At 63.9% G+C, this 19,563-nt stretch carries 21 protein-coding genes, 1 tRNA gene and 2 pseudogenes; 9 read left to right on the top strand and 15 right to left on the bottom strand.

The genetic code is table 11. The features are described from left to right. Positions 1–70: 70 nt before the first annotated feature. The gene (locus MTX19_RS17940) at positions 71–1,342 is read left to right on the top strand and encodes an O-antigen ligase family protein (RefSeq protein ID WP_280978653.1); all 1,272 of its coding nucleotides are present in this window, start codon (positions 71–73) and stop codon (positions 1,340–1,342) included. Here MTX19_RS17940 and MTX19_RS17935 read toward each other — a convergent pair. Next, a pseudogene (locus tag MTX19_RS17935) lies at positions 1,314–1,517 on the bottom strand (MarR family transcriptional regulator); the annotation flags it as partial. The gene MTX19_RS17940 and the pseudogene MTX19_RS17935 overlap by 29 nt on opposite strands. On the opposite strand from MTX19_RS17935, the pseudogene MTX19_RS17930 reads away from it, so the two are divergent. Beyond that, positions 1,506–1,904, top strand: a pseudogene (locus MTX19_RS17930) (FAD-dependent monooxygenase); the annotation flags it as partial. The pseudogenes MTX19_RS17935 and MTX19_RS17930 sit on opposite strands and share 12 nt — an antisense overlap. A gap of 108 nt (positions 1,905–2,012) precedes the next feature. On the opposite strand, the gene MTX19_RS17925 reads toward MTX19_RS17930, so the two are convergent. From MTX19_RS17925 to MTX19_RS17915, 3 genes are all read right to left on the bottom strand, one after another. Further along, positions 2,013–3,191, bottom strand: coding sequence for a saccharopine dehydrogenase NADP-binding domain-containing protein (locus MTX19_RS17925; RefSeq protein ID WP_280978652.1), 1,179 nt, complete (start codon positions 3,189–3,191; stop codon positions 2,013–2,015). A 67-nt stretch (positions 3,192–3,258) separates the two neighbouring features. Next, on the bottom strand, positions 3,259–4,044 hold the full coding sequence (locus MTX19_RS17920; protein ID WP_280978651.1) for a DUF169 domain-containing protein: 786 nt from the start codon (positions 4,042–4,044) through the stop codon (positions 3,259–3,261). Positions 4,045–4,133: 89 nt separating this feature from the next. Further along, a complete protein-coding gene (locus tag MTX19_RS17915; protein WP_280978650.1) occupies positions 4,134–4,928 on the bottom strand; it encodes a YdcF family protein in 795 nt (264 codons plus the stop codon). Between the two features lie 66 nt (positions 4,929–4,994). Here MTX19_RS17915 and MTX19_RS17910 point away from each other — a divergent pair, with 66 nt between their 5' ends. From MTX19_RS17910 to MTX19_RS17895, 4 genes are all read left to right on the top strand, one after another. Continuing rightward, positions 4,995–5,936 (top strand): acetamidase/formamidase family protein, encoded by a 942-nt coding sequence (locus MTX19_RS17910; protein WP_280978649.1) that lies wholly within the window; start codon positions 4,995–4,997, stop codon positions 5,934–5,936. 84 nt (positions 5,937–6,020) lie between these two features. Continuing rightward, the gene (locus MTX19_RS17905) at positions 6,021–7,847 is read left to right on the top strand and encodes an AMP-binding protein (protein WP_280978648.1); all 1,827 of its coding nucleotides are present in this window, start codon (positions 6,021–6,023) and stop codon (positions 7,845–7,847) included. A gap of 161 nt (positions 7,848–8,008) precedes the next feature. Further along, positions 8,009–8,209 (top strand): hypothetical protein, encoded by a 201-nt coding sequence (locus MTX19_RS17900; RefSeq protein ID WP_016844973.1) that lies wholly within the window; start codon positions 8,009–8,011, stop codon positions 8,207–8,209. Between the two features lie 43 nt (positions 8,210–8,252). Next, positions 8,253–8,720: a GcrA family cell cycle regulator gene (locus MTX19_RS17895; protein ID WP_280978647.1), complete on the top strand. Its 468-nt coding sequence runs from the start codon at positions 8,253–8,255 to the stop codon at positions 8,718–8,720. On the opposite strand, the gene MTX19_RS17890 is transcribed toward MTX19_RS17895, so the two are convergent. Beyond that, complete coding sequence (locus MTX19_RS17890; RefSeq protein WP_280978646.1) at positions 8,721–9,683, bottom strand: SDR family NAD(P)-dependent oxidoreductase; 963 nt, start codon at positions 9,681–9,683, stop codon at positions 8,721–8,723. A gap of 221 nt (positions 9,684–9,904) precedes the next feature. Between MTX19_RS17890 and MTX19_RS17885 the strand changes: the two genes are divergently transcribed. Then, positions 9,905–10,033: a hypothetical protein gene (locus MTX19_RS17885; protein WP_280977695.1), complete on the top strand. Its 129-nt coding sequence runs from the start codon at positions 9,905–9,907 to the stop codon at positions 10,031–10,033. 13 nt (positions 10,034–10,046) lie between these two features. On the opposite strand, the gene MTX19_RS17880 is transcribed toward MTX19_RS17885, so the two are convergent. The 3 genes from MTX19_RS17880 to MTX19_RS17870 form a co-directional block, all read right to left on the bottom strand. Beyond that, complete coding sequence (locus tag MTX19_RS17880) at positions 10,047–10,958, bottom strand: dihydrodipicolinate synthase family protein (RefSeq protein ID WP_280977694.1); 912 nt, start codon at positions 10,956–10,958, stop codon at positions 10,047–10,049. A gap of 171 nt (positions 10,959–11,129) precedes the next feature. After that, on the bottom strand, positions 11,130–11,324 hold the full coding sequence (locus tag MTX19_RS17875) for a hypothetical protein (protein ID WP_280978373.1): 195 nt from the start codon (positions 11,322–11,324) through the stop codon (positions 11,130–11,132). Between the two features lie 526 nt (positions 11,325–11,850). Beyond that, positions 11,851–13,347, bottom strand: a complete 1,497-nt coding sequence (locus MTX19_RS17870; RefSeq protein ID WP_280978645.1) for a porin — start codon at positions 13,345–13,347, stop codon at positions 11,851–11,853. Between the two features lie 451 nt (positions 13,348–13,798). Between MTX19_RS17870 and MTX19_RS17865 the strand changes: the two genes are divergently transcribed. Together MTX19_RS17865 and MTX19_RS17860 are read left to right on the top strand one after the other, a co-directional pair. Beyond that, positions 13,799–14,311, top strand: a complete 513-nt coding sequence (locus tag MTX19_RS17865) for a MarR family transcriptional regulator (protein WP_280978643.1) — start codon at positions 13,799–13,801, stop codon at positions 14,309–14,311. Between the two features lie 171 nt (positions 14,312–14,482). Beyond that, positions 14,483–14,665, top strand: coding sequence for a hypothetical protein (locus MTX19_RS17860; RefSeq protein WP_280978642.1), 183 nt, complete (start codon positions 14,483–14,485; stop codon positions 14,663–14,665). 113 nt (positions 14,666–14,778) lie between these two features. Here the strand turns inward: MTX19_RS17860 and MTX19_RS17855 are convergent. The 7 genes from MTX19_RS17855 to MTX19_RS17825 form a co-directional block, all read right to left on the bottom strand. Next, positions 14,779–14,856, bottom strand: a tRNA-Pro gene (locus MTX19_RS17855). Positions 14,857–14,921: 65 nt separating this feature from the next. Beyond that, positions 14,922–15,542 (bottom strand): MerR family transcriptional regulator, encoded by a 621-nt coding sequence (locus MTX19_RS17850; RefSeq protein ID WP_280978641.1) that lies wholly within the window; start codon positions 15,540–15,542, stop codon positions 14,922–14,924. A gap of 32 nt (positions 15,543–15,574) precedes the next feature. Then, positions 15,575–15,910, bottom strand: a complete 336-nt coding sequence (locus MTX19_RS17845; RefSeq protein ID WP_280977691.1) for an integration host factor subunit alpha — start codon at positions 15,908–15,910, stop codon at positions 15,575–15,577. 134 nt (positions 15,911–16,044) lie between these two features. Then, entirely contained in the window at positions 16,045–17,022 is a 978-nt protein-coding gene (locus tag MTX19_RS17840; protein ID WP_280986082.1) for a beta-ketoacyl-ACP synthase III, read from the bottom strand. Then, entirely contained in the window at positions 17,019–18,080 is a 1,062-nt protein-coding gene (plsX, locus tag MTX19_RS17835) for a phosphate acyltransferase PlsX (protein ID WP_280978640.1), read from the bottom strand. Before plsX ends, MTX19_RS17840 begins: the two co-directional genes overlap by 4 nt. Before the next feature lie 302 nt (positions 18,081–18,382). Further along, entirely contained in the window at positions 18,383–18,979 is a 597-nt protein-coding gene (locus MTX19_RS17830; RefSeq protein ID WP_280978639.1) for a YceD family protein, read from the bottom strand. Continuing rightward, positions 18,976–19,527 (bottom strand): ubiquinol-cytochrome C chaperone family protein, encoded by a 552-nt coding sequence (locus MTX19_RS17825; RefSeq protein WP_280978638.1) that lies wholly within the window; start codon positions 19,525–19,527, stop codon positions 18,976–18,978. Before MTX19_RS17825 ends, MTX19_RS17830 begins: the two co-directional genes overlap by 4 nt. Positions 19,528–19,563 lie beyond the last annotated feature (36 nt).

The following is a 19,563-nucleotide window of genomic DNA, read 5'->3' as shown; positions in this document are numbered from 1 at the left end:
AGTCGTCGCTCCGCTCCTCGCAATGACGAAGTAGCGTGGGTGTTCTTGTATCGAGTTGCGTGAGTGCGTTATGGCCTATACGGCAACAGCCGGGACGTCCCATCTGCCGGTCACGGCACCGCCAGGCGTGCTGGCGTTGCAGCGCGCGCTGGTTTGGCTCGCCGGTGCGTCGATCGCCATCGTGTTCGTCGAGCCGAGCCCGTACGAATTCGTCACGCTGATCGCCTCCGTCCTGTTCTTCGCAACGGGCTTGCGGATGCGGCTCGTCTTCATGCCACTGCTGTTCGCGCTGATCGTGCTCAATGTCGGCTATAGCATCGGGGCGATCCCGTTCCTCGACAAGCCCGAGGTGATGAACTGGATCCTCACATCCTGGTACATGGCGATCACCGTCATGCTGTTAGCGACGGTGATTTCGGAGGACACCGAAGCCCGCCTCGACATGTTGCGTCGCGGTCTGATCGTCGGGGCGATGATCGCCTCGATCTCGGGCATTGCGGGCTATTTCCACCTTGTGCCCGGCGGTTACGACCTTTTGACGCTGTATGACCGTGCCCGCGGCACCTTCAAGGATCCCAACGTGCTCGGCGCGTTCCTGATCCTGCCGGCGCTATTCACGCTGCAAAGCGTCGTCTCCGATCGCTTCGGCAAGGCGTTCCGCAATACGATCGCCTTCGGCATTATCTCGCTCGCGATCCTGCTGTCATTCTCCCGCGCGGCCTGGGGCGGCCTGATCATCACCTCGGCCTTCATGTTGGCGCTGATGGTGTTCACCAGCCGCTCGCAGGCGCAACGCTCGCGCATCATCATCATGGCGCTGATCGCCGTGGTCCTCGCCGTCGCGCTGGTCGCGGTGCTGCTCTCGCTCAGCTCGGTCGCCGACATGTTCAAGCAGCGCGCGAGCTTCGACCAGAGCTATGACGAAGGCCGGTTCGGCCGGTTCGGCCGTCACATCCTCGGCGCCCAGATGGCGCTGCAGGTACCCTTCGGCATCGGGCCGCTGCAATTCCACACCTATTTCCCCGAAGACACCCACAATTCCTTCCTCAACGCCTTCATGTCGGGCGGCTGGATCTCAGGCGTCTGCTATCCGGCGCTGGTCCTTGTCAGCGTGATCACCGGCTTCCGCTACATCTTCGTGCGCGTGCCCTGGCAGCGGGCTTACCTGGCGATCTTCTCGGCGTTTCTCGGCATTGTCGGCGAAAGCTTCATCATCGATACCGACCACTGGCGGCACTTCTGGATGATGCTGGGCGCAATGTGGGGCATGTATGCGGCGGCCGAGCGCTACCGCGCAACATCAGCGCCATCGGTCAGCGCCGGGATTTCGGCGGCGTCTTGAGACTGGCGCGCTTCTCGGGCGACGTATCGATCACCTTCTTCAGCGCCTCGGTTGCTTCCAGCACCCCCTTGTAGCCGTCATTGGCGAAGCGCAGCAGCGGCCGCAACTCGTCGTCGGTGTAGTTGCTCCACAGGCGGTACATCGCCTCCTGCATCGGCACGTGGAACTTGCCGAGGCCGCCGAGAATATCGTGGTCACCGACACGCTCGACGTCGCGACGCTGCCGACCTGGTCGCGCAAACGGACGCTCCTGATCGGCGATGCAGCACACGCCAGCAGCCCACAAGCCGGCCAGGGTGCCTCGCTCGCGCTGGAAGACGCGATGGTGCTCGGCCGAATGATGATGGATGGCCAGGAGCTCGGCGTCACCTTCCAGAATTTCGAGCACGAGCGGCGTCCGCGTGCCGAGAAGATCGTGGCGATCGCGCGCCGCAACGGCAACAGCAAGCGCGAGTTCAGCCCGACCGGCGCCTGGATCCGCGATCACATGATCAAGCTGCGGCTGCCCTTGTCATCCAAGGGGATGGACTTCATGTATGCCTACGACCCGCGCGCGCCGTAGTCCGTCACTGTCATGCCCCGCGAAGGCGGGGCATCCAGTACGCCGTAGCTTATCGGCTTTTGCCGCGACACCTCTGCCGGGCGATGATGTCAGACACACGGCGTATACCTACTTCTCCACCTCGAACGTCAGCCCGGCGTGATCGACGAGACGCTTGATCAGCTTGGTCTGCATCGCGGCCCCCGGCGTCCAGAAGCCCGCCGGCACGTCGGGCGCGTCACGCAACAGGCAGATCGCGCATTCGGAGATCATCTTCGAGGTCGAGCCGTAGCCGGGATCGCGGTCGCCCTTGACCGCGGCGCAGACCTGGCGGCCGTCGGGCGCGATGGCGACATAGAGCAGATCGTAGAGCCCGTTCTCGCGCTCCTCCTTTGACGGTCCCTCGCCCGGCTTCGGCGCGTTCGGTCCGGTCTTCTCGGCATTGGCAGCCATCACCCGCTTGGCGTTGGCCTCACCTTTTTCGCCCTGCCCGGTCAGGACCATCTCGTCGTAGACGAAGTCCTTTCCGTACGGATAGCCCATCAGCATGTTGGAGCGATGGACGTTGCGGGTGTTGATCAGCGCCATCATGAACGGCGCCGCCCAGGACTGCAGGTCCTCCTCATACATCGGCCTGTTGCCGCGCGGCTGCTTGGCGCCCTCGAAGCCCGGGGTCAGCGCGAACGGGTTGTTCAGGATGGCGACCAGGCTGAGATCCTTGGAGATCGCATCGAAGGTTGCCTTGGCGCTCGCCGCGGTGCCTCCCGACAGCGTGCCGCGCATGTCGCGCACGCGGCCCTTCACGCGCGACGCCGGCGCACCGAACACGCGCCTGGCCTCCTCCTGAACGAAGAAGGTGCCGAGCTCGAACGGCACCGAGTCGAAACCGCAGGAGAACAGGATGCGCGCGCCGCTGGCCTTGGCGGCGGCCTCGTGCTTGTCGATCATCTGTCGCATCCAGACCGGCTCGCCGCAGAGGTCGAGATAGTCGACGCCTGCCTCAACGCAGGCCGCGAGCAGCTCGTTGCCGTAGAGCTGGTACGGGCCGACCGTGGAGATCACCGATTTGGTCTGCGCCACCATCGCCTTCAGCGAGGCGACGTCGCTGGCATCGGCCACGATCAGCGGCGTATCGGCGGCCGCGCCGATCGCGTCGCGGACCGATGCGAGCTTGTCCTTGCTGCGTCCGGCCATCGCCCATTTCAGCTCGGCGTCACCCTTGTAATGGGAGGCGAGATATTCGGCGACGAGCTGGCCGGTGAAGCCGGTGGCGCCGTAGACGACGATGTCGAATTTCGACGAAGACATGAATTGGGTTCCCTGCGCAGCGAATTGGCGCCCTTTTGTCACTGCCGGCGCAGCGAAGCAATCCCGTCTATTTCTTGCCGTAGGACACGCCCATGCCGGCGCGCACGTCGGCCTGGATGCCGTAGGGCGCGATCGGATAGCGCAGGCCGTTCTTGGCGAGCTGCTTCATGCCCGCGATGGCCTTCACGAGATAGGCCGGCGGCAGGGCCATCAGCATTTCCTCGTCGGGCACGCCGCCATAGCGGCGTTCGGCGAAGCACGGCAGCGACAGGCTCGGCTCGCCGGTCTTCAGCGCCCGCCCCCACGAATCCGCACACGCGGTTTCGCCCACCACACCCCACTCGAACTTCTTGTAGCCGGTATATTGCAGGCCGTTGATCAGGATGATCATCTGCCCCGGCGTCGCATAGACGAGACAGATATCCGGCGGATTGAGGCGGCCACTGGTCAGCGGGCTCACCGCCATCGCCTGGTACCGGCCGTAAGGCACGACGTCGAGCGCCTCCTGCCGCTTGCGCGCGTCCTCCGAGGTGCCGTGCCACACGCCGACATAGTTTTCGCCGGCGAGCCATGTCTCGTCCTGCGGGCCGAGCCCGATCACCGCGCGGCACTGCGCGCCGACCAGATCGTCGCCGGTGATGCCGACCGTCCAGCCGAGCCGCGACGCCATGCTGACGATCTGATCGGTGGTGTGGATCGCCGACGGACGGCGGATCTTCGGGATCGCCTCCATGTCCTCGACACGCGCGAACATCTTGACGCCGATGATAGTGGTCTTCAGCCGCAACAGGCTGTTCAGATCGGCGACGATTGCTGCGAGGTCGAACTGTTCCGGCGGTGTCTGCTGTTGCATGGCGTGAACTCCCGTAATCGGCGGCTTCACGCCGCCTGTTGGTTTGATGTTAGCCGGATTGACCGGCGGAGGCGACAGCCCGTCGTCGGTTAGCGCGCGACCGGGCCCGGCAGCAAATCGTCGATCCTGCCCGTCAAACGATAGGCCACGAGCCCGATCCACTCCCGCATGCCGAGATCGGTCCGCGACATGCCTTCGACCGCGAGTGTGGCGAAGCTGAACACATTGCCGACGCGCCAGTCGACCGGATAGGCCTCCACGTTGAATCCCGACCTGCGGAACAGCCCGACCGAGCGCGGCATGTGATAGGCCGACGTAATGAGCAGCCATCGCTCGCTTGGCTTGGGGTCGAGCAAAGCCTTGGAGAATTCGGCATTCTCCACGGTGTTGCGCGAGCGACGCTCGATGATCAATCGCGATTTGGGAACGCCAAGGCTTTCGAAAATCTCGCCGGCATAATCGGCCTCGCGCGCGTCGTTCGAAATCAGGTTGGCGCTGCCGCCGGTGAACACGAGGCGCGCATTCGGATATTTGCGTGCGAGCGCTGCCGCGGCGATGATGCGGTCGGGAGCACTGCGCACGACAGGCGTGCCGTGCGCAGCCGACAGATCCGGCTCGATCGAGCCACCGAGAACGATGATGCCGTCGGGCGCGCCGCGCGAGGCATCCCATGGTGGAAAGCGCTGTTCCAGCCCATACAGCAGGATGTTGCCGAGTGGCGAGAAGGCGCAGATCGTAAGCAGCACCAGCGATGCCGCCATCAGCCCGCGGCCGAGCGCAGCAAACCGCGTCGGCAACAGGATGACGCCGATCAGGCCAATGCCGACCAGGAGATTGATCGGCAGCAGCATGATGCCGAGCGTCTTGGAGAGAACAAAAAACAACGGAAGCCTCAGCGAAGTTCTGCTACAGCGTCATACGCTGCCAACGCTGCAATCGAAAGACGTCACATGACCCACCATCATCTGAAGTCCAGTCCGGAAACCTGCCATTGGGGCTTTTTTGAAGCCAAGCTGAAGCCGGTCCTGACGATTGCGAGCGGCGACGAGGTCACGATCGAGACCGTCAGCGGCGGTCCCGACGTGGTGCCTGACCGCAGCAAGTTTCACGTCCCGCCGGAACTGGCCGACATCCACGCGCGGAGCGAGCGGATGGTGCCGGGGCACATCCTCACCGGCCCGATCGCGGTCGCCGGCGCCGAGCCGGGCGACGTGCTGGAGGTCGATATCCTCGATGTACAGCTGCGCCAGGACTGGGGCTACAATCTGATCAAGCCGCTGTCCGGCACCCTGCCCGACGATTTCCACGAGCCGCGCATCCTCAACATCCCGCTCGATCGCGAGCGCATGGTCGGCCGCATGCCCTGGGGGCTCGATTTGCCGCTGAAGCCGTTCTTCGGCGTGATGGGCGTGTCGCCGCCGCCGGCGTGGGGCCGCATCTCCTCGCTGACTCCGCGCGCGATGGGCGGCAATCTCGACAACAAGGAGCTGGGCGCCGGCGCGAAACTCTATTTACCGGTGTTCGTGCCGGGTGCGCTGTTTTCCTGCGGCGATGGCCATGGTGTGCAGGGCGACGGCGAGGTCTGCGTCACCGCGATCGAGACCGCGCTCACCGGCCGCTTCCGCCTGACCTTGCGCAAGGATATCAAGCTCGCCTATCCGCGCGCGGAGACGGCGGACCATTACATGACCATGGCGATGGACCCCGACCTCGACCAGTGCGTGGTGCGGGCCTTGCGCGACATGATCGCCCTGCTCGGCGAGAAGCGGAATCTCTCGCGCGAGGACGCCTACACGCTGTGCAGCCTGGCCGCCGACCTGCGCGTGACGCAGACGGTCAACGGCTCCAAGGGGATTCACTGCATGATCGCCAAGTCCGTCGTGCACGGCTGACGATCGGTCGATAAGCCGCACTTGTGCTTCGCAGGTGCGGCTCGATACAATCCCCGCCAACGAACAAAAGCGACGGGGACGGACATGCTGAAGGACAGGCTTTCGCCGGCCGATGAGGCTGCGCGCGACAAGGAGATGCAGGAGGCGCTCGCCGCCTGCCCGCGCATCCTCGATCTGATTGCCCGCGGCCCGCAGGGGGCGCCCGACGCCGAAGCCGCCATCTATCTGCGCTCGCCGCTCGATCCGAACCCGGTGGTGATCTCCAACGATCACCTGATGGGCTGCGTCAAGGCGGCCGAAAACTACTTCCGCGCCCAGGGCGTCGGCAAGAACGACGCGGTTGCGATCCTGCTGCCGGCCTGCCCCGCGACCGTGGTTGCGATCTTCGGCGCGGCCGCCTGCGGCATCGCCGAACCGCTCAACCTGCTGTTCACGCGCGAAGCGATCATTGCCCAGCTCAACGCGATCGAGGCGAAGCTGTTGCTGGCGCCACCGCCGGGCATGCCCGGCGGCCTCTATGAGAAGATCGAAGGCCTGCCGCGCGAGGTGCCGACGCTGAAGCGCATCGTGATCGTGCCGCTCGACGGCAGCATCGCGTTCGACGGCGAGCCCTTGCGGCCCGATCCTGCCTGGCGCGACGACTACGGCAAGTCGAAGGATATGAGCGAGGCCGACCGCGTGGCCGTGATGCTGCCGACCGGCGGCACCACCGGCCATCCCAAGGTGGCGCGGCTCACCAACCGCGCGATGGTCGCCTCGACGATCTCCTCCAAAATGGCGCTCGACTTTCACCGCGGCGAGCGCGGCATGATCACGCTGCCGCTGTTCCATGTCGGCGGCCTGTTCTGCACCGTCGCCAACTGCCTGGCGTCAGGTGTCACCATGCTCGTTCCCGGCCCTGCCGGCGCGCGCGATCCGGCGCTGATCACCAATTTCTGGAAGATCGTCGAGCAATATCGCATCAACATCGCCGGCAATGTGCCGACCGTGCTCGGTGCGATCGCTGACGTCCCAGTCGCCGACAGCGACATTTCAAGCCTGCGCGTCACCGCCACCGGCGCCTCGATCTGCCCGCTCGAAATCGAACGCCGCTATCTTGCGACCTGGGGCGGCCCCTGCATCCAGCAGCTCTACGGCATGACCGAGCTCGCCGGCGCCATCACGCACGACGTGCACGGCGTGAAGCCGCGCGCGGAAAGCGTCGGCACGCGCAATCCGCTGGTCGAGCTTGCGATCCTGGAAGGCGGCAAGCTGCACACGGGACCGTGGCCGTCGCCAGTCGGCGAGCTCCTGACCAAGGGGCCGCAGGTGTTTGCTGGCTATGTCGACAAGACGCAGACCGAGGACGCCTTCCACGATGGCTGGCTGCGCACCGGCGACATCTGCCGGATCGACGCCGACGGCTTCGTCTACATCATGGGCCGCGCCAAGGACGTCATCATCCGCGGCGGCCACAACATCGATCCACGCGCGATCGAGGACGCGGCGCTGCAGTTTCCGGGCGTGGCGCTTGCCGCCGCGGTCGGGCGTCCCGATACCTATGCCGGCGAGGTGCCGATGCTGTTCGTCTCGGCGCAGCCCGGCGTCCATATCGATGCTCAAGCGCTCGCCGCCTTCGTACAGGACAACATCCCCGAGCCGCCGGCGCGGCCGCGCGCCGTGTCGATCATTGCCGAGATGCCGGTCACGCCGGTCGGCAAGATCTTCAAGCCGAAGCTCCGCGAGATCGCCGCCGGTGAGGCTGCCCGCGAGCTGCTCGCGCTGGAGGGGCTGTCTAAGGAGGTCAGCGTTGACGCGATCACCGACCCGTCCCGCGGGCTGGTCCTGAGCGTCACGGCGACACCGGACAAGGCCGAAACCGCTGAGCGGCTGCTCAAGAAGTTCCCGGTCAAGGTTGAGTTGCGAAGCTAAGCCCTTCGTTTCACTGGACAATCTGAAGAGCGCGGCGCGCCGGAACTGACTCCCAGCGCGCGGCGGCTTGCGCGCAGCCGAGCCTTGACGAACTGCTGCATTACTAAATAGACTCGAAATAGCTACTTTTCAGTACACGCGTTCAGAGTTAAGCGTTCCTCATGGCTACGGAAAAGGCCGAAACCGACCGCGTACCCGTCACGTTGGCGCTCTCGACCATCGGATATCTTGAGAAGCTGGTGAGACAGGGCACCCACGGCACGAGCGTCCCGGGCGTCGCACGGACACTGATCGAGGAAGGCATTCGGCTCGCCATCAAGGACGGGCTGCTTGCGATCCGCGACAACGGCCGCACGCCCTAAGCCCGCGCCGGCGCGGCGGTTCAACAGAACGTGGAACCGTCAGATGAAGGCCATCGAACCGACTTGGACGCCCGAGCACGTCGAACAGCTCAAAAGCTATTTTGAAGCCGGCCTCTCCTGCCGCGACATCGCGGCCAATATCGGCGTCAGCCGCAACGCCGTGATCGGCAAGCTTTCCCGGCTGAACCTGACGCGCACGACGCCCGAAGAGCGCCGCGCGCGCCGGAAGAAATCCGCCGGACCGGCCGCGCACAGGGCGACCGCCAAGCAACAGCTCCAGATGTTGCAGTCGGTCTACCAGCAGCAGGCCGATGATGCTCCCGTGATCAGCACCAACAGTTGCTCGCTGTTCGAGCTGAGCGAGCAGCGCTGCCGCTGGCCGATCAGCACGCCGGGGGCCGACGACTTCTGCTTCTGCGGCAACACGCCGCTCGGCGGCATGCCCTATTGCGCAGGGCATTACCGCCTCGCCTACCAATTGGGGCCGCGCCAGCGCGTGGTGCGCGGCTAGTCAGCCGATCCGCCAGCCGGCCTCCTGCACGAAGCTCTTGTAGAACTCTTCCGTGTAGGCCTGCTCCGGCGCCTGTCTGACACGGGCGTCGAGCTTGTGGGCGTCGTCGCCGACCAGGATGCGCCAGTGGTCGGCTTTGACGCCGTCGAGGATGATTTTGGCGGCGGCAGCCGCCGTGGTCGGCGCGTCCTCGAGGAATGTGCGCGCGCGGTCGAGCGCGAGATTCTGGATGTCCTGATCCGAGAGCGCCGTGACGTCGACATCCTGCCCCTGCAGGCGCTGGCGGGCCTGCTTGAGCTCGTCTGCAGTGAGCTGGTCGGAACCGTTCTGCACCTTGCGCGAGTTGGAGACGATCGAGGTGCCGATATGGCCGGGCATCACGACCGAGCATTTGACGTGCGGCGCGTTGAGACGGAGATCGTTGATCAGCGCTTCGGTGAAGCCCTTCGCCGCGAACTTCGCCGCGCTGTAGGCCGTGTGCGACACGCCCAAGCCGACCGAAGCCCAGAAGCCGTTGACGCTCGAGGTGTTGACGATGTGGGCCTCGTCGGCCTTCACGAGTAGCGGGAGGAAGGTGCGGACGCCGAGATAGACGCCGCCCCAGCAGATGTTGAAGGTGCGCTCCCACTGCTCGCGCGTGTTGGTGAACAGGCTGCCACCGCCGCCGATGCCGGCGTTGTTGAACAGCAGATGGATCTTGTCGGTTGCCTGCTGCTCGATCAGCTCGTCACGAAAACGCTTGTAGTGATCCTCAATCGAGACGTCGGCGACGTGGGTGGTGATACGCAGGCCCTGTGGCAGCTTCTCGACCTCGCAGAGCCGCTTGGTCTCGGCCATGGCCTCGGCCGACACGTCGCACATCGCGACATTGCAGCCCTCCGCGACCAGCTGGCGCGCGAGCTCCCGTCCCATACCCGTGCCACCCCCGGTGATCACGGCAATCTTTCCGGCAAAATCCTTCATGAGAGTTTCCTGATTTTTTTAGTGTTCTTGCGCGAGCGGGAGATCGGAACACGCTCCGGTCCCATGGCAACGAGCCCGCGAAAACCTACGATCGATCGGCGCGCAGTTCAACGCGACGCTGTTGCGGCGCCAAACCGCGCCGCGGAATTTCGTGTCCCCCTTGAACCTCTTTGCATCGGTTGCGACGTACCGATGAGGAGAGCTCACTCCAGGAGATTGCCATGACCCACTGGCGTGACACGATGGTCGATCGACCTGACGACCGCGACCCGGCCTACGCGGCCGGTTGGGTGATCAGCGCTCTCGTGGTGCTCGCGGCCGTCGTCGGCGTCTGGCTGCTCGGGATCTGATCCGCAAAGCCGTCTACTCGGCCGCCTCGACGCGCTTGCCGGGTAGCGCCGCACCAAGCCCCTCCAATGCCTTCGCAATCGCCGCCTGCTGCGCCGGCGAAGCCTCCGGCATCGGCGCCCGCGGATAGGTTTGCGGGAGGCCCTGCAGCGTCTGGGCATAGCGCGTGCAGGCCGGCAGATTGTCGGCAATGAGCGCGTTCCACATGGTCAGAAGCTTCTTGTGCAGGTCAAGCGCCTTGCCGTGATCGCCTGCTCTCACCGCATCCCACAGGGCCACCGACGCGTGCGGCACGGCGGTCAGGATCGCGGCGATCGAGCCGTGGGCGCCGAGCGTGTAGGACGGATACATCAACGCGTCGACCGCGCTGTAGATCAGCTTGTCCGGCGCCATCATCATGAGGTCGGCGAACAGCTTCAGGTCGCCCGCGCTCTGCTTGACGCCGACCACCAGCGGCACCTCAGTCATGATCCGCGTCAGCAGCGCCGGCGACAGATAGGACCAGGGCACCACGTTGTAGATGATGATCGGCATGCCGGTCTCATCAGCGATGCGGCGGAAATGACCGACCATAGCCTCGTCATCGGGCTTGAACAGGTAATGCACCGGGGTCACCTGTAGCGCCGCGACGTCCATGTCGCGGACCAGCTTGCCGCGGCGGATGGCGTCACGGGTGGAGTCGACGATGATGCCGGCGATGACCGGTGCCCGGCCCCCGGCGGCCTCCACCGTTGCCGCGATCAGGTCGCGATATTCCTCATGATCGAGCGCGTGACCCTCTCCGGTCGAGCCGCCGGCCGCCATGCCATGGGCGCCGGCGCCGAGCAGCCAGTCGACCTGTGGCGCGACCAGCTTGAGATCGATCTCGCCGTCCTTCCGGAACGGCGTGGTCATCGGCGGTATCACGCCGATCGGACGTGTCTTCATGGCTAGCCCTCGTCGTTTCCATCCCGCATGTCCGATCCCGCTCTTGCGGCGATGTTCTCGATCGGCGGACCAAGCCTACCGATTGTCGTTGCGCCGTCCAGTTGCCGTGGCGGCGGGACTGGCCCCTGATAAGGACATGCCCGGCGGCCGAGCCGTCGCGGGATCTCGTGCCTACGGAAAGAACAGCCTGAGCAGGCCGCGCCACGAGAAATCAAGGATCACCTCGTGGTGCCGCAGTCCCTTGCCGCCCTTCACCAGCCCGAGATCCCGTATCAAGCAATAGTGGCCGCTGCTCATGCGAGCCAGGCGGCTGTTCTTGAAGCGCCCCATGACCGGCGAGAATGCATCGCGGATCGATTCCGTCAAATCTTGACGACGCCGAATCGGCGGTTGGGCACGGAGCCTGTGCTGCCCTCCCGCGCAGGGCTCCGTGCAACCACTGGCTGCTTGCCGCTACACGCGCACCGCCGACGCCAACTCGATGCCGTCGGCGCTCGCGATACTGAAGATCGTCTATTCGCAGTTTTCCGCCGCCAGCAGAAAATGAATCGAGCGCCACTTTCGCGAGCCGCAGCCGCGCGAACGATGCGAACGTGCGCGGCAATCAGGAGCGAGACCGTGGAATCAAAAACCTCCGGCAGGGCATTGCCGGAGGTTTGGGAGGCTTAGCATCAAGCTAAGAGCCATCATTCATATGTTGGCCGCCGCTTATATAGTTTAGTAGATCAGCTAAGTAAATAAGTCTGCCGCAAATGAATCGCATGGCTCATCTTCGTCCTTCGCGTGGACCGAGATGTCGTAGCCCGGTGTCTTCTTGCTCGTCGCTGTCAAAGAAAAAACCCCGGCAGTTTCCCGCCGGGGTTTTGTTGCATCGTGATCAGATCAACCGGTGTTACCAGTTGCGCTGAGCGCGAAGGAGCAGCATCACAGTGTCCTGATCCTTCAGCTCGTAGGTGGCGGCCGGCTTGCCAATCGCGGCGCTACCCGGGAAGGCGATCGTGCCAGCGTACTTCTGATCGAGGTGGGAGTAGGTCACGTCTGCCGAGAAGGTCAGGTTCTTGACCGGGGTCCACCGGGTGATCACGCCGATCTGTGCAAGGTTGTAGTCGGGGTTGCAGGTGGTCACGCCAGTGCCGAACGCGGTACGGAACGTGCCGCCCACGCCACCAACGCCGCAGATGTAGGACTTAGCCGTATCGTTGTACATGACAGCGGCGTAAGCACCGTAGATGGCAGTGTTCCAGTACGGATTCCAGTTGTGGGTGTACGCACCGCGCATACCCCAGGTCTTGATGGTCTGCTGCTGACCGCCAGCGATGAACACCGTGTCGGGTGCCGTGCCGAAGCCAACGCTGCCATAGACGCCGGGCAGGTTCGAACCACCGAACATCGCAATCGCGCCCGCCTGGCTGGCGAGATCCTGGATGTTGTAACGGGTCGCACCATCCGTATACACGCCCTGGACGTTGATCACGTCGCCGGGTCCGGTCGGGATGTTCTTGATCGACAAGGCCAGCGCACCAGCCCAGCCCCACTTGTCGTCCGGATGACCGGTCAACTCGGTGCCGCCGTAGTAGGCCGCATGGCTGTCATGCGCCGCGAACGACGCCTGGAACAGACCCCAGGCCTGATCGACCTTGAGCGAGGCGATCAAGTCCGGCGCAATCGTGCCGGCATAGTCGCTCGCACCGTAAGCACCGCCAGCGCCGAGGTTGTTCACGCCAGCCTGCGAGTACAGCGTCTGATCCTGGGCCGACAGAGACAGCGACACGCCGTTGCCGAACTGCGCGGTGTAGGTGAACTGGTTCACGCCAGTGGTCGTGTTGACGCCGCCGACGAGACCGTCGAAGTTGTTGCCCGGATAGCCAGTCCAGGGAGCAGCGAACTGCGAGACCGCCTTACCGATCGTGAAGCCGGCGAACTGGATGAAGGCGTAGTAGACGCCGAGCGAACCACCAGCGACAGCGTCACCCGAGTAAGTCGTCGACCCATTACCGACGCCGGCGTAGGTGCCCGAGGTCCAGGTGAACACCGCGTCGAAGTAGGTGCGGACCACGCCGTACTCGGTCGCGGTGCGCGTATCGATGTTCAGGTCTTCACGCGAACGCCAGGTGTAGCCGTTCGTGAAGCGGTTGTTGGCACCGTTGGCGCCGTTGTAGTTGGGACCCGAGACGGTGTTCGTGTTCGCCAGAACGTCCGCGCGCAGGTAGCCACCCAGCTTGATGCAGGTGTCGGTGCCCGGGATATAGTAGAAGCCGGGACCGTACAGGGAGCAGACCTTCACGTACTCGACCGCTTTGGCCTTGACGGGAAGATCAGCCGCCTGAGCGCCGCCGACTGCGACGAGGGCAGCCGCCGAGCCCAGGATAAGGCTCTTCACCAATTTCATATTAACCTCCAAGTTGCTCATATGCGGAGAGTCCGGGCCGCGAGCGCCCCGAGATCCCCCGCCTGTCGCAAAACCATTCAGCGCGTTCACGCCTCCCGATGAATTCCCCAGGAGAGGGTGAACATGAGTGATTCAAAACGCATCGGGACGATCGAGATTCCCCTACCGCCGGGGCCAATATGCCTGCGCCGAATTCGCAATCAAAATAGTTTATAAAGTCAGCTATACGAATGGAGCCACACTGTGGCTCAGCAGCAACGCCACCCACACCCCATTGCCTTTCCATGATAATTTGTCGCAACGAAAGAATCTTGTTTGTCACACAAGCATCATAATTAATTTAAGGTCACTTGCGCCGGGCCCGCCTTGCGTGAAAAATCGCGATTGCCCATAACGATCACAAGAATCAAAGCAGCGAAAAAGCTGTTCCGGGCAGGAGGAAGGGGAATCTGTGTCAGTGACAAGGAAGGATACGACGCGTCAGCGCGCCATCGAAAATCTCGACATCATCAAACGCTTCACCTTGGAGATCTCCTCCATCAACTCTCATCTTGAGGAGGTCCGCCAGTTCTGGGGCAAGTCGCTCGGCGTCAGCGCTCCGCAATGGATGATCCTGATCGCGATCTCGGATCTCGACAAGGACAACGGCGTGCAGATCAACATGGTGTCGAAGCTGCTCCACGTCGATCCGTCGTTCGTGACAACCCAGTCCAAGCTTCTTGAGCAGAAGGGGTTGCTGCATCGCTCGCCCTCGCCGGCCGATGCACGGGTGGTCCGGCTGTCGCTGACCGACAAGACCAAGAAGCACCTGGCAAGCCTCGCCGAGCAATACAACGCGTTCAGGAAAATTGTCTTCGAGGAATTTAGCGAAAAGGAATTGGCCGAGTTCACGACCAAGCTCGCCACCCTCAACGGCCGGCTTGAAAAGGCCTGCGTGAAAGTCGCGCTGGACTACAGTGCGTAAGGCGGCCCCGCCACGTGATCTGCTGGTTGCAGGACACGTGCCAAAAGATCATCGTGGCCCATATAGCGGTGTCCGACGAGATGGGGACACCTTCGGGCAGCGCCCCAACTTTCAAAACACATCTATGATCGGACCAAGCAGTGCGGGGCGACAGCAAGGAGGAGTTGTCAAATGCGCACGCTTACTGCCTACGGCATTGGCGTCGTCATCGTTCTTGCTTTACTCAACGGCATCGCATGGCAGGCGGGAATACCCCGGCTGCACAGTCTAAACGTGTTCTCCGCCGGATTCGTCCTTGGAGTGCTCGGGACGTACATTTCGGCTTGGGTAAACGGATATTGCCGAGTCGCCTGACTTCAATCCGCGGTCCGACCGCCCCCCGTCAGAACTGACATGGGCAAAAGCGCAGCCCGCGAAGTGAGCAGCCTTGGTTCGAAATCCAAATCGACCGCAATCGTTGAGAAAAATGGTCGGAGCGAGAGGATTTGAACCTCCGACCCCTAGTCTCCCAGACTAGTGCGCTAACCGGGCTGCGCCACGCTCCGATGCCGTTCCATTAGCTGCGATCCCGCGTCCGCGCAAGGCGGGAAGCGGGCCTTGGCACCGTCAATCAGGCGCCGGTTCCACCCCTGTCGTCGCCGTCCTTCATCGCCGAATCGATCATCTGCCGGCAGACGACCAGTTCCTGCAGCGCGCGCTCGAGTCGCTCGCGGTCGGCGGCCGCAATCCCGGCCCGCACCGGAGGCGCTGCGGGCTGTGCCTTCGCCGGCTGGGCCCGCGCCTTGTAGGTCGACAGGATGGCATCCTGGTCGGGATCGACGAATCGGTAGTCGATGCCCTTCTCGTCGCCGTCGCCCTCCTCCCCGTCGAGATCGAAGCCGTCGCTGATCCCGGCGTCGTCGGGCTCCGCCATGCTGTGGCCGACCGCCTCCTCGACCGCGCCGAACGAGACGGCCGCGGTCTGGTCGGCGATGCCCTGCACCGACTTGATGCCGTGCTCCTTCAGAATCCGCTGCACGCCGCGGATCGTGTAGCCCTCGCCGTAAAGCAGCCGGCGGATGCCCTTGAGCAGATCGACGTCGTCCGGACGGTAATAGCGGCGTCCGCCGCTGCGCTTCATCGGCTTGATCTGCGCGAAGCGCGTTTCCCAGAATCTCAGGACATGCTGGGGGATGTCGAGTTCGTCAGCGACTTCGCTGATGGTACGGAACGCATCCGGCGCCTTGTCCAAATGCCCGCTCCTCTCTCACCTCGGTTCAATGGTCACTCGGCCTTGCTGCCGTCGCCATTGGTGGCCATGTGGCCGTTGATCCGCTGCTTCAGGATTGCCGACGGCTTGAACACCATGACGCGGCGCGGCGAGATCGGCACCTCGGTGCCGGTCTTCGGATTGCGTCCGATGCGCTGTCCTTTCTTGCGCACCATGAAGGAGCCGAACGACGACAGTTTCACCGTCTCGCCCTTCTCCAGGCAATCGGTGATCTCCTTCAGCACAAGCTCAACGAATGCCGACGATTCCGTGCGCGACAGGCCTACCTTCTGATAGACCGCTTCGCACAGATCGACGCGTGTAACTGTTTTTCCGGTTCCCGTGGTCATCTCGCCTGCCCCGCACTCTCGGCGAACAATTTTGTTGACTGAAATTAAAAGCTTAGCGCGCAATGGTCAACAGCGACCAGCACTCGGACGCGGCAAAGGAACCGGCAAAGTATTTGCACTTTTTAGCGATGCGCTCACCAGCGCACGAGCGCCGAAGCCCAGGTGAAGCCGCCGCCCATTGCCTCGAACAGCACCAGGTCGCCTTTCTTCACGCGCCCGTCCTTCACGGCAACCGACAGCGCGAGCGGGATCGAAGCGGCCGACGTGTTGCCGTGCTTGTCGACCGTCAGCACCACCTTCTGCGGCGCAATATGAAGCTTGTGCGCCGATGCATCGATGATTCGCTTGTTGGCCTGGTGCGGGATGAACCAGTCGATGTCCTCGGCGGTGATGCCGGTGGCGTTGAACGCATCGACGATCACGTCGGTGATCATGCCGACGGCGTGCTTGAACACCTCCCGCCCCTCCATCCTGAGATGCCCGACCGTCTTGGTCGAACCGGGACCGCCGTCGACGAACAGCTTGGCCTTGTGGCGTCCGTCGGAGCGCAGATGCGTGGTCAGCACGCCGGGATCGCTGGTCTTGCCGGCGTGTTGCTGCGCCTCGAGCACGATCGCGCCGGCGCCATCGCCGAACAGCACGCAGGTGCCGCGGTCATTCCAGTCGAGGATCCGCGAGAAGGTCTCGGCGCCGATCACCAGCGCGCGCTTGTAGGCGCCGGCGCGCAGGAAATTGTCGGCGGTGGCGAGCGCAAAGACGAAGCCCGAGCACACCGCCTGCAGGTCGAACGCCGCGCCGTGGTTGATGCCGAGCCCGTGCTGGACCGCGACCGCGGTGGCGGGAAAGGTGTTGTCGGGGGTCGAGGTCGCGAGCACGATCAGGTCGATCGCCTGCGCGTCGAGCCCTGCATGGGCCAGCGCGGCGCGCGCCGCATTGATCGCCAGATGCGAGGTGAACTCGTCGTCGGCCGCGATGTGGCGCTCGCGGATGCCCGTGCGCTGCACGATCCAGTCGTCCGATGTGTCAATTCGGGTCGCAAGTTCGGCATTCGTCAAAACCCGCTCCGGCAAGTAAGAGCCGCAGCCGAGCACAACCGAACGTATCGCAGTCACGAGACAGCCTCCTGCGCGGTCTGCGCCTGCACCAGCGCGCTGCCGTCGCGATTTAGCATCTGATTGATCTTGGTGAGGAGATCGTAGTGGGCCATCTCATAGCCAACATCGACCGCATAGGCAAAGCCTTCCGCGTTGGTGCCGCCATGGCTCTTGACCACCACGCCCTGCAGGCCGAGCAGCACACTGCCATTCAACTTGTTGGGATCGAGCTTGTCGCGCAGCTTCTGGAACGCGCTACGGGCAAACAGGTAGCCGATCCGCGCCAGCCAGTTCGAGCCTATGGCTTCGCGCAGGAGGGCGAACATCTGGCGCGCAGTTCCCTCGGCGGCCTTGAGCGCGATATTACCGCAGAAACCTTCCGATACGATCACGTCGGCAAGACCCTTGCCGATCCCGTCGCCCTCGACGAAGCCGATATAGTTGAATTGGGCCGAGTTCATCGCCCGAAGCATTCCGGCCGCCTCGCGGATCTCCTCATGGCCCTTGATCTCCTCGGACCCGATATTGAGCAGGCCGACGGTCGGCCGTTCGAGGTTGAACAGCACGCTCGCCATGGCGCTGCCCATCACCGCCAGCGCCACCAGATGCTGAGCGTCGCCGCCGATCGTGGCGCCGAGGTCGAGCACGACGGAGTCGCCGCGCAGCGTCGGCCACACCGCTGCAAGCGCCGGGCGGTCGACGCCGGGCAGCGTCCGCAGATTGAGCCGCCCCATCGCCATCAGCGCGCCGGTATTGCCGGCGGAGACCGCGACGTCGGCCTGGCCATGTTTCACCGCGTCGATCGCGAGCCACATCGAGGACGCTCTCCTGGTCCGCCGCAGCGCCTGGCTCGGCTTGTCGTCCATCGCGACGGCGACGTCGGTGTGGATCACCTTCGAGACTGCCTTGAGCGCGGGATACTTGGCCAGTTCTGGCTCGATCTTCGCCTGGTCTCCGAAGAGCAGGAATTCACTGTCGGGATGACGGCTCAACGAGATCGCGGCGCCGGGAATGACGACCGATGCGCCGACATCGCCCCCCATGGCGTCAAGCGCGATTCGAACCTTGTGAGGCATGAACGTCCCGGAAACCTGCTCTCCCACAGCCTCTTGTGACAAAGACCGCGAGCTTGAAGTCACCGCTGTCAACGGCGCGCGGCGAAACGCCAACTCACGTCCCGGCCGGGCCGCGACAATAGCGTGTCCGCGGTCCGACACAACCTCTTGACGGCGTTCGGCGGTGTGGCCGAACCGTCACACAATACGTCGCATCAGAACAAAAATACACGATCTTTCAATATATTGTGACGATTATCTGAACTAGCAAGGGATGTCCCTCGTGCAGTTCCGCACACAGGTCATCCCCTTACAAAGTCGTCCTAACCGCCCTTCGGCTTCTTGCCGTCGGCCTTTTTCTTCAAGGCCTTCAGCGCGGCAAAGGGATGAGCTTCCGGATCAGGTGCTTCAACCGCCTGTTCAAACACCGCATCCGGCTTGCGCGGATACGGGTCGATGCCGAGAAACAGCGCGTCGGTGGCGAGCCGGCCGATGTCGATGCAGCCGTTGACGATAGGCTCCGGCGGATCCGGCGTCCCCTCGTCGCTCTCCTCGGCGTCGTCGACCAGATCCGCCATCTGCGGAATCTGCTCGGGCGGCGCGAACACGACGTCGATCGGTTCGTCGATGTCGTTCTCGATCGGATCGAGCGTCACCACGCAGGTCTGCCCGATCCGCGCCTGCACGCTGCCCGTGACGTGGTAGCTGCCGTCGCGTTTCGGGATGATGTCGAACGCCGCACGTGCGGAGACCACCTCGCGCAGCCCGGCGATTTCGGCCATCGCCCTGCGGGCCGCCTCGTCGGCCTCGATCGCGCGATGCAGCCCGGCCTCCGGGACTTGCGCCGCATTGACGAGGACGCGCCAAGGATCGCGCACCGGGTCGGGCCGTCTTGCCGTGCCGCCCGTGCCGCCGCTCATGCCGACGCCCCTACTGCCTGTGGGACCGGAAAACGCCATGCGCCCCGAGCCAGCGCGGCGAGATCGGCGCGCGCCAGCTCCGCCATCGCGCACCTGGCATAGGTCGCGAGCTCCCGTGCCTTGTCGATGTCCCTGCCGTTGAGGATATTCTTGCAGAACGACTGGGCCAGCGCCTCGTCGCTGTCGGTCAGTGCCAGATCATAGGCCGCGGTCCGGCCGTAGAATGCTTCGCCGAACGCCTGCATGCGCTTGGGCACCGTCAGGTCGCCGACGCCCATCTCGCGCAGATTGTCGTCCATATCGATGCAGAAATGGTCGAACAGGGCCTGTGACAGATCCGCGCTCGCGCCAGCGGATTTGAGCTGCCGCAACACCAGCCAGAGGTGCATCAAAAGCAGGTCAAAACGGCCGTTAACCGTGTCCGGGACGCCCAAGTCACGGTAAAATAACGGTTCTCGCGCCTGCGTCACGATCATGCCATAGATGGTCTCAATGGTGCTGCGCGGCGGCACCGGGGGTTTCCTGAAGTGATTAAACGGCCAAAGCATGATGGGTTCCGGCTGCGGGTCCCAAAGGTCGCCTGT

The organism is Bradyrhizobium sp. ISRA464 (assembly GCF_029910095.1).
In the GTDB taxonomy this organism is placed as follows: domain Bacteria; phylum Pseudomonadota; class Alphaproteobacteria; order Rhizobiales; family Xanthobacteraceae; genus Bradyrhizobium.
The sequence above is the reverse complement of the archived record's forward strand: the minus strand, read 5'-3'. Positions and strand labels throughout refer to the sequence as shown.

Bases quoted from the DNA above. Each gene is read 5' to 3' on its own strand.
- MTX19_RS17940 (WP_280978653.1), top strand. From the start codon at position 71: ATGGCCTATACGGCAACAGCCGGGACGTCCCATCTGCCGGTCACGGCA.
- MTX19_RS17925 (WP_280978652.1), bottom strand. From the start codon at position 3,191: ATGTCTTCGTCGAAATTCGACATCGTCGTCTACGGCGCCACCGGCTTC.
- MTX19_RS17920 (WP_280978651.1), bottom strand. From the start codon at position 4,044: ATGCAACAGCAGACACCGCCGGAACAGTTCGACCTCGCAGCAATCGTC.
- MTX19_RS17910 (WP_280978649.1), top strand. From the start codon at position 4,995: ATGACCCACCATCATCTGAAGTCCAGTCCGGAAACCTGCCATTGGGGC.
- MTX19_RS17905 (WP_280978648.1), top strand. From the start codon at position 6,021: ATGCTGAAGGACAGGCTTTCGCCGGCCGATGAGGCTGCGCGCGACAAG.
- MTX19_RS17900 (WP_016844973.1), top strand. From the start codon at position 8,009: ATGGCTACGGAAAAGGCCGAAACCGACCGCGTACCCGTCACGTTGGCG.
- MTX19_RS17895 (WP_280978647.1), top strand. From the start codon at position 8,253: ATGAAGGCCATCGAACCGACTTGGACGCCCGAGCACGTCGAACAGCTC.
- MTX19_RS17890 (WP_280978646.1), bottom strand. From the start codon at position 9,683: ATGAAGGATTTTGCCGGAAAGATTGCCGTGATCACCGGGGGTGGCACG.
- MTX19_RS17885 (WP_280977695.1), top strand. From the start codon at position 9,905: ATGACCCACTGGCGTGACACGATGGTCGATCGACCTGACGACCGCGAC.
- MTX19_RS17880 (WP_280977694.1), bottom strand. From the start codon at position 10,958: ATGAAGACACGTCCGATCGGCGTGATACCGCCGATGACCACGCCGTTC.
- MTX19_RS17870 (WP_280978645.1), bottom strand. From the start codon at position 13,347: ATGAAATTGGTGAAGAGCCTTATCCTGGGCTCGGCGGCTGCCCTCGTC.
- MTX19_RS17860 (WP_280978642.1), top strand. From the start codon at position 14,483: ATGCGCACGCTTACTGCCTACGGCATTGGCGTCGTCATCGTTCTTGCT.
- MTX19_RS17845 (WP_280977691.1), bottom strand. From the start codon at position 15,910: ATGACCACGGGAACCGGAAAAACAGTTACACGCGTCGATCTGTGCGAA.
- plsX (WP_280978640.1), bottom strand. From the start codon at position 18,080: ATGCCTCACAAGGTTCGAATCGCGCTTGACGCCATGGGGGGCGATGTC.
- MTX19_RS17830 (WP_280978639.1), bottom strand. From the start codon at position 18,979: ATGAGCGGCGGCACGGGCGGCACGGCAAGACGGCCCGACCCGGTGCGC.
- MTX19_RS17825 (WP_280978638.1), bottom strand. From the start codon at position 19,527: ATGCTTTGGCCGTTTAATCACTTCAGGAAACCCCCGGTGCCGCCGCGC.